General features: G+C 42.5%; 13 protein-coding genes. 6 read left to right on the top strand and 7 right to left on the bottom strand.

Features of this window, described 5'->3' with window-relative positions:
• Positions 1-62 precede the first annotated feature (62 nt).
• Together LW728_RS06110 and LW728_RS06105 are read left to right on the top strand one after the other, a co-directional pair.
• Positions 63-767: a hypothetical protein gene (locus LW728_RS06110; RefSeq protein ID WP_287765708.1), complete on the top strand. Its 705-nt coding sequence runs from the start codon at positions 63-65 to the stop codon at positions 765-767.
• A 422-nt stretch (positions 768-1,189) separates the two neighbouring features.
• Positions 1,190-2,152, top strand: a complete 963-nt coding sequence (locus LW728_RS06105; RefSeq protein WP_287765706.1) for a M4 family metallopeptidase — start codon at positions 1,190-1,192, stop codon at positions 2,150-2,152.
• 3 nt (positions 2,153-2,155) lie between these two features.
• On the opposite strand, the gene LW728_RS06100 is transcribed toward LW728_RS06105, so the two are convergent.
• Positions 2,156-2,890 carry a hypothetical protein gene (locus tag LW728_RS06100; RefSeq protein ID WP_287765704.1) on the bottom strand — a complete coding sequence of 245 codons (735 nt, stop codon included), beginning with the start codon at positions 2,888-2,890 and terminating at the stop codon, positions 2,156-2,158.
• Positions 2,891-3,220: 330 nt separating this feature from the next.
• Positions 3,221-4,369, bottom strand: coding sequence for a DNA polymerase III subunit beta (dnaN, locus tag LW728_RS06095; RefSeq protein WP_004163844.1), 1,149 nt, complete (start codon positions 4,367-4,369; stop codon positions 3,221-3,223).
• Between the two features lie 620 nt (positions 4,370-4,989).
• Between dnaN and hemL the strand changes: the two genes are divergently transcribed.
• Entirely contained in the window at positions 4,990-6,291 is a 1,302-nt protein-coding gene (gene hemL / locus LW728_RS06090; RefSeq protein ID WP_287765701.1) for a glutamate-1-semialdehyde 2,1-aminomutase, read from the top strand.
• A gap of 176 nt (positions 6,292-6,467) precedes the next feature.
• On the opposite strand, the gene LW728_RS06085 is transcribed toward hemL, so the two are convergent.
• The 4 genes from LW728_RS06085 to hpsP form a co-directional block, all read right to left on the bottom strand.
• The gene (locus LW728_RS06085) at positions 6,468-7,802 is read right to left on the bottom strand and encodes a flotillin family protein (protein WP_004163847.1); all 1,335 of its coding nucleotides are present in this window, start codon (positions 7,800-7,802) and stop codon (positions 6,468-6,470) included.
• 28 nt (positions 7,803-7,830) lie between these two features.
• Positions 7,831-8,172, bottom strand: coding sequence for a hypothetical protein (locus tag LW728_RS06080; protein WP_004163848.1), 342 nt, complete (start codon positions 8,170-8,172; stop codon positions 7,831-7,833).
• A 48-nt stretch (positions 8,173-8,220) separates the two neighbouring features.
• Positions 8,221-8,787 (bottom strand): hypothetical protein, encoded by a 567-nt coding sequence (locus tag LW728_RS06075; RefSeq protein ID WP_004163849.1) that lies wholly within the window; start codon positions 8,785-8,787, stop codon positions 8,221-8,223.
• A 562-nt stretch (positions 8,788-9,349) separates the two neighbouring features.
• The gene (gene hpsP, locus LW728_RS06070; protein WP_287765699.1) at positions 9,350-10,510 is read right to left on the bottom strand and encodes a hormogonium polysaccharide biosynthesis glycosyltransferase HpsP; all 1,161 of its coding nucleotides are present in this window, start codon (positions 10,508-10,510) and stop codon (positions 9,350-9,352) included.
• A 79-nt stretch (positions 10,511-10,589) separates the two neighbouring features.
• Between hpsP and LW728_RS06065 the strand changes: the two genes are divergently transcribed.
• Positions 10,590-10,976 carry a hypothetical protein gene (locus LW728_RS06065; protein WP_193957005.1) on the top strand — a complete coding sequence of 129 codons (387 nt, stop codon included), beginning with the start codon at positions 10,590-10,592 and terminating at the stop codon, positions 10,974-10,976.
• Between the two features lie 81 nt (positions 10,977-11,057).
• On the opposite strand, the gene LW728_RS06060 is transcribed toward LW728_RS06065, so the two are convergent.
• Positions 11,058-11,816 carry a GAF domain-containing protein gene (locus LW728_RS06060; protein ID WP_287765770.1) on the bottom strand — a complete coding sequence of 253 codons (759 nt, stop codon included), beginning with the start codon at positions 11,814-11,816 and terminating at the stop codon, positions 11,058-11,060.
• Positions 11,817-12,055: 239 nt separating this feature from the next.
• Here LW728_RS06060 and lnt point away from each other — a divergent pair, with 239 nt between their 5' ends.
• A complete protein-coding gene (gene lnt / locus LW728_RS06055) occupies positions 12,056-13,582 on the top strand; it encodes an apolipoprotein N-acyltransferase (protein ID WP_287670224.1) in 1,527 nt (508 codons plus the stop codon).
• Positions 13,583-13,642: 60 nt separating this feature from the next.
• A complete protein-coding gene (locus tag LW728_RS06050) occupies positions 13,643-13,891 on the top strand; it encodes a DUF8620 family protein (protein WP_287765696.1) in 249 nt (82 codons plus the stop codon).
• The last annotated feature ends 216 nt before the right edge of the window (positions 13,892-14,107 follow it).

Below are 14,107 nucleotides of genomic sequence, written 5' to 3'. Positions count from 1 at the left end.
CGACGTGATATGTTTTATACCGTTTTTGTAACACTTTGTAACACCTTTGCAGTGATTGTAAAATGCCAAAACAGTTAGAAAAGAAAAAAACAACTGAATTAGAAGATATAGCCATTAAGTTGTCCGGCTCAGACTCGCCCGGTGGCGCAGGAGAGGAGCTTCGCAGCTTCACTGGCTCTCAGCCCAAAAGCCTTCAGCCCAAACCCGAGCCGAGGAACACTCAGCAAGTCCGATTGTCCACGGGTTTGCTGGTTGAATTTGAACTTGTAGATAAGTATCAATCGAAATTTACTCAAGCATCCAAATTCAAATATCGCCTCCGATACCAAGGTATCCCTTTATACGGCTCCTCGATCATTGTTGATTTAGACGAAGACAATAAATTTTTGTTTGCAAACTCGTCTGAAGTTGCTCAAGATGAAGCTGTAAAAAAAGGATTTCCTGACAAAAATCCGAAAGTTCCTGAAGAAGATTTAAAAGATTCGATCTACAAATATTGTCTTAAGAAGGGTGAGCCTATTTCCCCAGAAGCCCTAGAGCATTGTGATATTAATCCCCAGCTTTACTATTATTTCAAACACTTTTCTAATGGCTCCAGTCACAAGCTAGGTGAATGGAGACTTGTTTATGTTACGAACATTAAAGTTATGGCTCCAACCAGTGGCGGAAAATCTGTTGGAACATCACTGGAATTAACTGATTATGTGATAGATGCCCACACAGGGGAGATAATCCTCGAACTCTCAAATTTGAGAACCTTCTGCTAAAAGGGTTCTGTCCATAACCTACTGCCAAACTGTCTATCGTTTGGAGATATTTACCCAAATATCCCTAACTATTGGGCTGGTTTTGGTAAACTTTTTTTGCATTATTCAAATATAACTCACTTTTTAACAGGAAATAAGTAGGTAGGTGTTAAAAACTTTCAGACACCACCCTTATCAAGGGGGGATTAAGGGGGGATCGACACCACCCTTATTAAGGGTAGATTAAGGGGGAATCGAACCCAAAATCCATCTTCAATTTAATTATAATCAGCTACTTACATGGGTATTTTATCCATTTTTTGTGGCTTTGCTTTGCCTAAATTCTGGAAATTTTACCATCTTGACACATTGGGCGACTTTCTAACAAGATTAATTACTTAACCACTGACTGAAACTTATAAATTTATCGGGGGCAAAAACTCATGTTCTGCACAGAATGCCATGGCGCACCATCTAATGGTAACTGCGGGCTTCCACAAACTTATAATTTGAGATATAGAGATTATTCCTCTAATATCACTCTCACTGACCACTCATTAGTCGATGATCCTTGTCACGATTCTTGCCAACAAGCTCGCAATAATGTTGAAACCGTTGCCCAGTTTATCAACAGTCCCACCAGTAAATTCAAGCCACTAGATAGATATGAAGCTATCATTAATGTTGCCAGCATAAAGCATCGCTTTTGCCCTGCCGCATGGTACACAAAACGAGCCTTATTTGCACAAAGACTAATTGATGGCAGAAACCGTTCCTATGGAACCGATATCACAGCAGTAGCTCATGAATTTTGTCATGGTTTAATTCAGCAAATTAAGGAAGAAATTAATAGTGAGTATAGTCAGTCTCCAGAAAAAATACGACGGAAAGATGATGAGTTTTCAGAAAAAAATGCACTTGAAGAATCTTTTTGTGATATATTTGCGGTTTTAGTGCGTAACTATCATAGGGATGATGGTTTTTATTGGAATAATCCTCATAATTGGCTGTGGGATGTGGGAGAAAACTTTCAAGAAGGAACTGGATCCCTGAGACGATTAGATACATTACTTTCTTTAAGGTTTACAGATGCAGGGTCTGTCTATGGACAAATTGATTGGAATACGGCCGAGAATTATCATGAACTTTCCTTGATTCATAGTCATGCTTTTTATCGATTGATGACAATTCATAACACTTTCATCGATGGAGAGCCTCTTTTTAATGGCGAATTTGCTCTTAAGCTATTCCGTGAAGTTCTGGAATCTATTTCTGTGCTCAACAACTTCCTATATAGTCGTAGAGTATTTGAACAACAAGCACAGCGATTACTAGCACCCTCTCCTCATATAGAGGTTCAATTAGATGCTATTTCTCAAGCATTTATTGATGTGGGAATTAAGTAAATATTAGCTAACTAAATTGACTATTAAGCAATCGCTTGGCACTTTTTTAATGTCAGTTTTAAAAAGCCATTTAACTAAGGGATTACCATTTTGTTCCAAGCGGGCAGTTAAATTTAACTTAGTCCTCACCAATTGCATATTATTAGGGACTTTGACAATCATGTGCATAAATTTACTTCCTTGAACTCCTTTTCCCTGTGCTTTTCGATATTCCCAATCAGCCTTATATTCCCCAACTCCTGTGGCTATAATTGTTGGTTGTAATTCGGGGTATTCTAGGGCAAAATCTGTGCCTCCTAAACTTGCCTGAGCTTCCTTAAACTTGATATTGGGGGACAGACTAACTTTACAGTTACGCTTGATTTCCTGATTGATTTCTAACGGATATAGATCAAAAGCAATAGCCCGGTTTTGTTGATTATCGGGCAGTAAATCAACAGAAAATTTAGCTTGAGTAATTTGAAATCTATCTTCTCCACTATTACGAAGAGAACAGGCAAAACGGACTAAAAAAAACTGTGCCTCATTCTGTTTTACCTCTAACCAAGAGGGAATTGCACCAGAATAAAGTTCAGCTAATGGCCAAACTTCTGGTTGTCCGATGCTAACAGTTGGTGCATAGCTGGTCCGTGAGGGAGGTGACATAAATCTAAAATTTTCTTCCTCTTCTTCGCTATCCAATTCTAGTTGCCCTTGCCAAAGAATATGCTGAATTGTTTCAGGAGTAGATAATAACATATCAATTCAATCCGTTAACTTGTTCAATTATCAACAGTATATCGCCAAAATAGAGAAAATAAACCCAATCCTTTGGCGAGAAAACAGGATTCAATAAGTAGTTAGGTGTTAAAAACTATCAGACACCCCCCTTATCAAGGGGGGATTAAGGGGGGATCGACACCCCCCTTATCAAGGGGGGATTAAGGGGGGATCGACACCCCCCTTATCAAGGGGGGATTAAGGGGGGATCGACACCAAAATCTATCTTCAGTTTAATTATAACCAGCTACTTACAATCAAAAATGGGATAGGTTAAAAACAGATCCCACAGTTCCAATTAAGTCAGAACTACTGACGAATTTGTACCGGCATCACCAAATAGGTCATCTTTAAACCTCCCAAGGGGGTAAAAATAACCGGTTGGGTACTAGCATTTAACTGCATTTGGATATCATTATTGGGTAAAGCCTTCAAACCGTCCATTAAATATTTAACATTAAAGGCAATATCGCCACTTTCTCCCTGAATTTCCGCCGCCATGGACTCTTTGGCGCTACCTAAATCGGGAGATTCCACCGCTAGGGATAAACGACTATTCTCGCCATCGAGACTAAACTTGACTAAATTATTCTTTTGGTCCGATAAAACCGCCACTAATTCCAAACAACGGATTAATTGTTTGCGGTCTAAAACCAAAGAGCGCTCGAAGGATTTAGGAATTAACTGATTATAGGTGGGATAGGCCCCTTCTAACTTACGACTGGTTAACCTCTGTTCCCCCATTTCAAAGATGACTTGAGAATCATCCACGTGCAGAGTAATAGTCTCGATATTTTGTTTTGTTGCCATCATTCTTTCCAATTCTCGCAGGGCCCGGGCCGGAATGGTGACATTAAAGCCACCAGAGGCACTTTCCACCTCCTCTAGGGGAGTTTGTACCACCGCTAAACGATGACCGTCCGTAGCGGCAAATTCTAGACAATCGACGGTTTTAGTTAAATGCACCCCCGTCAACACCTGTTTAGTTTCATCGCCACTAGCGGCAAACAATGCACCTTTTAGTCCCTCTGTCAAGGCAACTATAGGTAAATTAACAATTTCTCCATCGGCCACCGTGGGCAATTCTGGGAACTCATCGGCCTTCATGCCGCGAATTTGGAACTGTGCCGAGGCAGTTTTCAGGAAAGCGAGACTATGCTCTTCATCATTCTCGTTTTCTTCCACAGAGATGGTGATTTCCCCCTCTCCCAAACGAGAGACAATATCGTTAAGCAATTTTGCCGGCAGGGTAATTTTGCCCCCTTCCACCACTTCGGCCCGAAAACTGGTGCGAATCCCTAAACTCAAATCAAAAGCAGTCAGGCTAATTTCGCCCTTTTCCTCATCGGCACAAAAGAGAACATTTCCCAACACCGGATGGGTAGGACGACTGGCAACGGCCCGACTAACTAGGGATAAATTGCTGTTGAGTTCGCTTTGACTACTGGTAAATTTCATAGCAGGAATAGTTTTTTTGTACGCTAAAAAATAATAGCAAGAATTCCCCTGTGGAAAATCTGTGGAAAACCTGAGCTTTTTTTGATCGCTCTTTCCGGGCTAAAATCTATCAATAGCAATAACTTCGCCCATTGCTAGGTTTTTCTGGCAATTCTAAAAAGATTGTGGAAAAATTGTCAAAAGTGAAATTTTCGCCCCTTCTCAGCCAATTACATAAGTAGGTAGGCGTTAAAAGTTGTCAGATGCCCCCCTTATCAAGGGGGGACTAAGGGGGGAGCGGCACCCCCCTTATCAAGGGGGGATCAAGGGGGGATCGGCACCCCCCTTATCAAGGGGGGATTAAGGGGGGATCGGCACCCCCCTTATCAAGGGGGGATCAAGGGGGGATCAAACCTAAAATCCATTTTTAATTTAATTATAACCAGCTACTTAAGTTGTTAAGGATCAAGCTACAAGTCAAGAAGAGCGAGACTTGAGCCGACCAGCGCTCTCCCTAGAAAAAAAATTGCGTAAAATGTAGGCTGGTGATCTTTAAAATGGAACAAGCAGCAGGAAATTAACAAAACAAAGCTCCGGGCATTCCCCGGAATCGATAGACTCAAATAGACAAGGAGACAGGATTGGTTAGCACATCTTCGTATCAAACAACAAAATCGAAAGAAATCTTTACAGCCGCTCAAAAATTAATGCCGGGGGGTGTAAGTTCCCCCGTGCGGGCCTTTAAATCCGTCGGTGGGCAACCCATCGTTTTTGAAAGCGTCAAAGGGGCCTATATTCGCGACGTGGACGGTAACGAATACATCGACTACGTGGGAACTTGGGGGCCGGCTATCTGTGGTCATGCCCATCCCGAAGTTATTGCCGCCCTACACCAGGCCCTAGATAAAGGAACCAGTTTCGGCGCTCCCTGTGTTCAAGAAAATATTCTCGCTGAAATGGTGATTGATGCCGTTCCCAGCATTGAAATGGTGCGTTTTGTCAATTCCGGCACCGAAGCCTGTATGTCCGTCCTGCGCTTAATGCGGGCTTTTACCGGCCGGGATAAAATCATCAAATTCGAGGGCTGTTACCACGGTCACGCCGATATGTTCCTCGTTAAAGCTGGCTCTGGTGTAGCCACCCTGGGCCTACCCGACTCGCCGGGGGTTCCCAAAACCACCACTAACAACACTTTAACCGCTCCCTACAATGACCTGGAAGCGGTAAAAGCCCTCTTTGTCGAAAATCCCGACTCTATCGCCGGGGTGATTTTAGAACCAGTGGTGGGTAATGCCGGCTTTATCGTGCCGGATGCTGGCTTTTTAGAAGGATTGCGGGAATTAACCAAGGAATACGGGTCCCTATTAATGTTTGATGAGGTAATGACCGGATTCCGCATCGCCTACGGTGGCGCTCAGGAAAAATTCGGCATCACCCCCGATTTAACCACCCTGGGCAAAGTTATCGGCGGTGGGCTGCCGGTGGGGGCCTACGGCGGTCGGGCTGATATTATGGCGATGGTGGCTCCGGCCGGCCCGATGTACCAAGCGGGAACCTTATCCGGCAACCCTTTGGCTATGACGGCGGGAATTAAAACCCTCGAGTTACTCCAGCGCCCCGGCACCTACGAATATCTCGATAAAGTGACCAAATCCTTAACTGAAGGGCTGCTGAAAGTGGCCAGAGATGCTGGTCATAGCGTTTCTGGAGGTCATATCAGTGCCATGTTCGGAATGTTTTTCACCGGCTCCCCCGTGCATAACTATGAAAATGCCAAAAAGGCCGATGTGGCTAAATTCGGTCGTTTTCACCGGGGAATGTTGGAAAGAGGCGTTTATCTAGCTCCTTCCCAGTTTGAAGCTGGTTTTACTTCTTTAGCTCACACAGAGGCCGATATCGAACGGACTTTGGCCGCCGCTAAAGAGGTTTTAGCAAGTTTATAGTCAATGCTGCTTCGGCCGGGAAAATTGATTGATAGGGTCCCAAGTATTGATGAGTTGACATCTCCCCGCTTGCAAAAGACGGGGATTCTTAGCGGTGAGATCGAGTGCGGTTTTAACCCTGCTCGATCTCGGTTACAATCTATTTTAGAAGGCCTGTCTAGTAGGTTTTCTGACTGCTATTTTTCAATTTTATTGGTGAGAGTTCCCACCACATCAATACCGAGGGTTTGATGGACACTGGCGAGGAATTGATTGACGATTTCGGGATAGACTTTGATCAGGGCAGCCAGGGATTTACCATCACCATTATCAACGATATTAACTCGATCGAGGTGTAAGCGTCTAGGAATTTTAATCGCCTCCTCCAGGATAGTTTCTAACTGTTGAATCAAGAAAATTGCCTCTGCTTCGCTGCCGGTGTTTTGCCAGACTTCTGCAAATAATTCGTTAACTAAGGCTTCAGCTTTGGCATTTTCTTCAAAAATTGCCGCTTCTCCTCTAGCGCGGAAAGTTTCAGCTTCCTGCTGCGCTTCTGCGGGTAAAACTTGATCTGCTTGAAGACGTAATCTTTCCAATTCTGCCCTAACCTGTTGCAATTTTTCCTCAACTATAGCACGTTTTTCCTTAGCAGCAGCAATAGTTATTTCTTCTTCCGATTTTGCCTGTTGTTCCAGTTTTGCTTTTAACTTTCTCAACTCGTTTTCTTGCTCTAAAATGATAATTTGATCGCGGGTTTTAGCCACGGTTGCCTGTTCCTCACATTCCGCGACTATTTGTTCAGCTTCATTGAGGGCATTTGATTCAGCAATTTCAGCATCACGCATGACTAAAGCGATTCTTTCCCGTCCGAGGGAGTTAAGATAATCCACGTCATCGGCAACATTTTGAATTTTGAGAGTATCAATTTCTAAACCGAGTTTAAACAGGTCTTGACTGACGTTACTGGTAATACTTTCGGCAAATTTTAGGCGATCTTCGTTCACTTGTTCGGGGGTCATTGTTGCGACTACACCCCGCAAGTTTCCTTCTAAAGTTTCTTTAGCTACGCGAATAATTTCTTCTCGATCTCGATCTAAAAAACGTTCGATCGCATTGCCGACTATTTCAGGTTTAGAACTAACTTTCACGTTAGCAATTGCCACTATATTCAAGGGAATATTGCCCTTAGAATAGGCATTTTTAATCTCAATTCTGATCGGGGTTGTGGTGACATCCATACGTTTAACGGTTTCTAAAATTGGAATACGAATCGCCCGACCCCCCGATACTACTCGATAACCTGCATCTTGTCTATCTTTTGATTTGCGTTTCATCCCACTCAGGATGACTACTTCATTGGGTTTACAAATACACAAAAAAGAATTGATAAACCAAATCGCACCAATACCCAGAAATATCAATAAAGCAATGGGAACACTATTCAATAATAAATTGCCAGCACTATTGTTATTATTGTTGTCGTATTGATTGGGATTGATTTGGATGAGATAGGAATTATTTTGACTATTCATAGTTAGTTACCCTTTGGTTTAGAAGAAATTACAAATCGCCTCTGATATACTTTTCCGCAATGACTAAAACTTTATTGTCTGTGCAACTGAGAATAAATGCTTGATCCCCGACATTAAATTGTTCTTCCCCTTCTGTTATCGCTACTATATCGATCAGACTATCTCCGACATTAACTCGCACTTTTCCCTTGCTATTTTTATCGAAGGGGATTTGAACAACTCCGATTAAACCGATGAGAGAGTGATAATCGACGATACTATTTACCTGTTGGTTGCAGCGTCTTAACTTGACTAAAATCAGGAGTAGGATGGCTAAACCAATACCTACCCCTAAGGAAATTAAAACGATTGTGAGCAGTTGAGCATTCATAGTTTAGTTATTTACCGTTATGGTTGCCCCCAATCAAATTACCGTTAACTAATTTGAGACTTCGGCCATTTCAATCACGCGATCAGCATTATCTTTGACCAAAAAATTTAAAGGTTTATTGCGACGAACCTTATACTTTAAGCGTCGTGATTCCACCCGCATCAGAATTTGTTCTAAACAATCGTGATCAAAACAAACGTGACGATGACGATCCTTATAACCTGCGGTTGCCCCACTAACGATGTGCAGTTGGGTATTTTTCTTTAACTGATACCATAAACCCTGGGGTTGATCTCCCAAAGAAGTGTTGGCAGTAGTCACAACCGGATTACTAGACATATAAAATGGGTCAATCATATTATTGCCCATCGTCTGCTCATAATTGTAATAGTAATGGAGGGGGACATCGGCCGTGGGCAAATTTAAAAGTCCTTCATAAAATTGTCGGGCTGTCTCCAAATCTGTCACCATGATTGTATGAACTTTTGGGGCGCTAGTTAGAAACATCCACATGGCTAAAGCATAAGCGGCCAGGAGCATAACCATAATCCCCTGGGTGGACAGGAGAGTATCAAGGGGTAGGAAAGCGCCGAAGAAAAGATGATTTATCAACACTGATGTGATCCTATTGCCTAAGAATTTCTATCATTCCCTAATTATAATCATGGCGCTGAAACTTAAGTTAACGGGGTGGGGAGTGACTAAGTTCCGTACATTTGTATTAAAATGCTCCCTACCCAGTTTAAATACAGTACAATTTACCTCAAATTCTCCCCATGGGATGAATAAGTAGCTGGTTATAATTAAATTAAAAATGGATTTTAGGTTCGATCCCCCCTTAGTACTAGGGTTGATTCATAGTAGGGTTGATTCATGAATCAACCCTACCCTATAGTCCCCCCTTGATAAGGGTGGTGTCTGATAATTTTTAACGCCTACCTACTTAAATGATGAGATGATGACATTGCGGACAGAAATCTGAGGAATTAGCGGAGATGAAAGCGTATATTGGGAATAGAGCCGTCCCTAGAAAGTGAGCCACTGTTATGAATTCTTTTGCACTCCCCGTCTTTCTGCAATCAGGTTTAACCCTACTGGCATTTTTAGTGCTGATTATCCTGATGGCTTAAATCTTAATCCGTCTGTGACTTCGATCGAGCAGGGGACGATCGATAGCTCAGACTAAATTTTGATAGACAGTTAGCATCTGTTCAGCGATCGCTGACCAACTATATTGATTTAAGACTAAATCCCTGGCATTTTTCCCTCGTTGTTGGCGAATTTTAGGATTAGTGATAGCCGCTTCCAAAGTATTAGTTAAATCCTCAAGCTGACAAGCTGTCACCCATCCCGCGGCCGCTGCTGCCACCGCAGGATGCAGATCCACCCGATCCGAGATGACCACAGGAATTCCGGCAGCCATAGCTTCGGCAACCGCGATGCCAAAATTTTCATAGTAGGAAGGTAAAACAAATAAATCGGCCCTAGCGAGGAGGCTATTTTTTACTTCTCCGGTGACAAATCCAGTAATTGTTGTATTTTTAGCCAAGATTGACCGCTCGATCTGATTTTTAATCCGATTTTCGTACTCCCGGTCCTGGGGATTACCTCCTGCTAAGACAAAATGAAAATCTAGGCCTTTTTCTAACAACCTTTCTAAACTGGGCAGCAATAAATCTAGACCTTTTTTCGGATCAAGACGGGACATATAGAGAATGATCGGTTTATTTTCGGGAAGAGCAAAACCCTTTACTGGTAAAGCTTGTGGGTCAAAAAAATCTACCCCTAGGGGGATGACAATATCCTTAGTTTTTATATTAAATCTTTCGGCAGTTTGACACTCCTGCTGACTGGTGAAATGAACTGCCGCCGCCGCCGCTAAATTGGGTTTTTCCAGAAAATTGGCATATATTTGTTTAAGTTGCCGTTTTTTTTGCAAATCTGCCGGATCGAGGGTGCCTAGGGGACGGAGAATATAGGGCAGTTGACGGTAACGAGCGATCAAAGCCGATATACTGCTCACTGGGGAGAATAAGGCATGAATATGGGCGATATCGTAATCTTTTGCCCTATTAGCCAACCAAGTAAACAGATCAAGGGAAAATTTATAGCGCCGAAAGGGAGAACAGGGAAAATAATAGATTTGATAGCCATTTTGACTAACAGGGACCCCCAAAGGCACATCTAGGGGTGCTTGTCCCGTGTCACCATTGGAATCGGTGGTAATAATAGTCACCTCTTGGCCCAGTTGGGCCAAGGCCGCTGACAAACCGAGTACCATTTGACTAGGACCCCCGTAAACAAGGGAAATCGAAGGAACAATCTGAAGAATTTTCATCTTTTTGGTGCAAGGGTCAAGACTTGTTAAGATCGATCAAGCCGTTCGCTCAAATTTACCACTTCTGTGGCTCTCATTTATGGTAATCGACTTTCTGCCCTTCACTATCAATATTTCCCCGGCCTTTATTGCCGGTAGCTGTCTCTGGTCTTTAGCATTATATTTGGGGTTAGCTGGGGTGCGAAATTGGTTTATAGAAATTTTCTATCGCTGGTTTAATTTTGCCGAGCGTTTCCTCTATACTTCCCTAGAGGAGTTTGAAAAAACTCGCCTCGCCAGAGAATCCCAAAATGCTTTTTATGCCTCTATCTTTAGTATTATTCCCTTTCTCATTCTCGGCGGTTTCTCCGATTGGTTAATCGAGATTAGTTTAGGAAAAAGTTGGCCGATTAGTGTCGGTATTCTCGCCTGTGTTGCCTCTGGTGTCTATGAATTAGGACGGCAGGATGGCAGCGGTAATCAGTAAATTAAGCTGTTAACTATCTCAATTACTTCTTAGGACAGCACGGGAGTGGCAAGTGAGTCGATTTTAACCCTTGACTAGCGCTCAATCTTTTCCTTCCAGACGATTTTTATGTTTATTAAGAGTCTTTTGTAGTAAATTCAAAACCTCATTGGCAATCTCAATAACTTGATGGGTTCCAAAACCAGCCTGAGTTAATTCTTTAAAAAAAGCCTTAGCGACAATTTTGGCTAATTTCGGGGGATAAGGATGAACAGCGATTGAATGTTCGGACTGAATTTCTGCTATTTCTCTAGTCACTGCCATAGCCACAAAACGAGATTTTAACATCCCTTGCAAATGAAAAATTTGCAGGGATTGGGCAGCCTGTTGAGCGAATAACTGCAAGATTTCTAAATCTAATGGTTCAAAATGTTTTTTGTCTAGGGGAAAACTGAGATTAATTACTCCAATTATCTGCTGATTCAGAATAATCGGTACGGATATAAAACTATTATTATTTGCTCTTTTTGGATAACTGGCTGCACTGGCAAATGATGATCGAGTTATATCCTTAATTAGTAAAGGTTTCCCTGTGGCCGCTACATTGTCGGCAATAGCTTGATCAAGTTTAATTATTTCTTGATCAGCCAAAGGTGATAGCTCATCATAATGGGCAAAAACTTCTAGATAATCGGTAATTTCCCCTTTTAATTCCTGTGGAGAGCTTAACAGGATTAAACAGCGCCGCGCTCGCAATTGATGAGCGCTCATACTAGCTATTTTCCGAAAAATATCTTCGAGATTTTCCTCAACATTCAAGACAAGAGCCAGAGCCGTTATTTTGGGGTTAAAATTATCCATGTATTCAATCATTTATTCAGTCCGAGTTTAGACTTTTAGGGTAAGGGTGACATTCCCCATCTCCCTGTTTGTCTGAGTCTATAGCGTGCCATAGCATCTGATCGAGGGGCTTTTTTACTCGCTAACTGATCTATTGTAGATGTACTGAAAAACTTCTGTCTGTCTCTTGTTTTTTGTCTTCCCTCTAGCTACTCTGAGATCTAGTAGGTCAGAGGAGTTTAACCTGACTGGAGTGAAAGATGGTGCGTTTTCTCTGGGCAATTTTGGCCGGTGTGGGGATGGGGATAACAGTAGCGCCGGTTTCTTGGTGGTTACTCGCTTGGATTTCTCTCGTCCCCCTGTGGATTATTGTGAGATTAGGGGAAAAATCCCTAAAAAAACAGCTTTTATACGGTTTTGGCTGGGGTTTTGCCTACCATGGTCTCGCTTTATTCTGGATCACGGGAATTCACCCGATGACGTGGATGGGTGTCCCCTGGTTAGCGAGTTTGTCAATTGCTCTGTTTTGTTGGCTGTTTATTACTTTTTGGGGAACGGCGATCGTGCTAACTTGGACGTTAGTTATGTTTTATGTCAACAAAAGTGTTAATCAGTCATCTTTTAGGGATGCTCTCCTGCGGGTTTTCATCGGTACTGCCCTCTGGTGTGGGTTAGAATCTCTCTGGAGTCAATCCCCTCTCTGGTGGACTACCCTTGCTTATAGTCAAAGTCCCCATAATTTATTGATTCTGCAATTGGGAAAATTATCGGGTTTTACGACGATAACGGCGGCAATTGTGGCAGTTAACGGTTTAATCGCCGAAAGCTTGCTCCTAATCCGTCAATCGCGGCAAAATCTCGCTTTTCTCTCTTTACCCCTCCTCATTTGTTTGAGCCTGCATCTCTGGGGATGGAATGTTTACCATAAACCGCTCGAAAAGTCAAGGGATTTAGGGATAAAAATTGGCGTAATTCAGGGCAATATTCCCAACACGATTAAACTTTCGCCCCTAGGATTTCAAAAGGCACTCGAAGGTTACACCTCTGGTTATCAAATTCTCGCCGATCAAGGAGTAGATGCCGTCTTAACTCCTGAAACCGCCTTACCCTATTATTGGGAGAACTTAGTCAATAATAGCTCGATTTATTCGGCAATTTTAGCCAAAAAAACGCCGATCTGGTTGGGTGCATTTGGCAAGGTGGACAAGGGTTATAATAATAGTCTCTTGACCATTGATGGCGAGGGACAGGTGATTAGTCGGTATGATAAAGTAATTCTCGTGCCTTTAGGCGAATACGTTCCTTTTCAGGAAATTTTAGGCGGAATTGTTGATCGCCTTTCTCCCTTGCAAGCGCATTTAATACCGGGAGATGCCGATCAAATTATTGACAGTCCTTTCGGTAAAATCATTGTGGGCATTTGTTACGAGTCGGCTTTTTCCGAACATTTTCGCCGTCAAACTGCTAGGGGAGGCGAATTTATTATTACTGCTTCTAATAACGCCCATTATAGCCACGCCATGCCCGCTCAACACCATGCTCAGGATACCATGCGAGCGATCGAAACCGATCGATGGATGGCCCGGGCCACCAATACAGGTTATTCTGCTTTTGTCGATCCCCACGGTAATCACCTTTGGCTATCGGATTTAGATAAATATCAAATCCATAGCGAAACAATTTATCGACGGGATACGAGAACTTTATATGTGCGCTGGGGAGATTGGTTAACCAAAGTTTTAATCATTACTGCCGGACTAGCTTGGCTCTGGAGAGCTTGGGATTAAGGTGACAGTGCTATACTTTTTCCTGAATAAACTGTATAAATAACCTAAGTTTTTGATGCAATGAAAGAGCAATTTGTCAAGTGGTTGAATAGAATCTTAATATTTGATGTGTTTTTAGTGATAGCGGGTTTTCTCTGGTTTGCCGTGGCTGTTATCGGTGAATCCACAGGAATTCCCCTAGGATTTAAACTTTTTCAGCGTCTTTGGCTGCCCCTATTCAATCCTGCTATTAGTATTTTAATTGCGGGGGCGATTTTAAGCTGGGCGATTAATATGGATTTTAGGTTCGATCCCCCCTGCTCCCCTTGATAAGGTAGGGTTGATTCATGAATCAACCCTACCCTTGATAAGGGTGGTGTCTGATAATTTTTAACGCCTACCTACTTATCAGTGATCAGTTATCAGTTCACTGTTTACTGGACGGCTACGCCGTGCCTTTGGCAACACTGAAAAAACTTCCCCACTTCCCCACTTAATAATTCATAATTCATAATTCATAATTTATAATTCCCCCTCTCCTATAGT

It is taken from the genome of Microcystis sp. 49638_E5, assembly GCF_021300285.1.
GTDB classification, from domain to species: Bacteria; Cyanobacteriota; Cyanobacteriia; order Cyanobacteriales; family Microcystaceae; genus Microcystis; species Microcystis aeruginosa_C.
This window is presented reverse-complemented; position numbering and strand designations above follow the sequence as displayed.